This window comes from Vibrio sp. 1069, from assembly GCF_033340555.1.
On the sequence record NZ_JAWOWP010000348.1, the window covers coordinates 1 to 717 of the forward strand.

Annotated in this window: 1 protein-coding gene and 1 pseudogene; both read right to left on the reverse strand. The window is 44.2% G+C overall.

The genetic code is table 11. The features are described 5' to 3' along the window. Positions 1–129 (reverse strand): annotated as a pseudogene (locus R7040_RS26435) (DUF2796 domain-containing protein); the annotation flags it as partial. 128 nt (positions 130–257) lie between these two features. Next, positions 258–557, reverse strand: coding sequence for a DUF2607 domain-containing protein (locus tag R7040_RS26440; RefSeq protein ID WP_005454649.1), 300 nt, complete (start codon positions 555–557; stop codon positions 258–260). Positions 558–717 lie beyond the last annotated feature (160 nt).

Consider the following 717-nt stretch of genomic DNA (forward strand, 5'->3'; position numbering starts at 1 on the left):
GCCGTCTTGGGCAATATTAAATTCAACATGACCATGAACGTGCGCACTGTGTTGGCGGTATTCTTCTGCTGTTGCGACTGTCGATAGAGACAAACCGATAACGATCGCTAAAACCTGTTTAGATGGCATTTTACTTTCCTAATTTTGCTGATAAATCCGAGATCTGGTTGATTTCAGATTAGTACTCATTTGACGTTCTGTTATTGAAACGCGTCTATACACGTTGGAAATAACGTAATTGGGTTGTGTTTGAGTGTTTACGCAAAATAAGGCGGTGCACGCGCAGCGCTGAATACTTCTTCTACATGATGCGAGCGCTCTGAGACATCATCATAATGGGCCCGTGTGTATGACGGCACAGGGATTGCCGGTTGTGCTTTAGCGAGACCATGTTGCGCGCCAGCAAAGAGTTGGCAGTGATGATGAGTATGATGCTCTGGTGTGAGGTCGACTTGATGAAAGATCGAAGCAAAATTCCAGATGATCAGCAAAGCAACACTGAAAAGTACAACAGTGCGATGCCAAGATCTGAAAATGGTTTGCCAAGAAAAGTACATCTGAACGCCTGAAATCCTAACGGGTGTTATAATATAACACTCATTATTGGCAAAAGTTCACTCTTTTGTCTGGTGAGGAAAATTTAACACAGCATATTAGTGGGATACCGTGTGATTGAGGCTCCTGATTGGTGCCGAGTCAGGAGCCGTCATCTCGAAC

Excerpts from the sequence above, each read along its gene's own strand:
- R7040_RS26440 (WP_005454649.1), bottom strand. The coding sequence starts at position 557 with ATGTACTTTTCTTGGCAAACCATTTTCAGATCTTGGCATCGCACTGTT.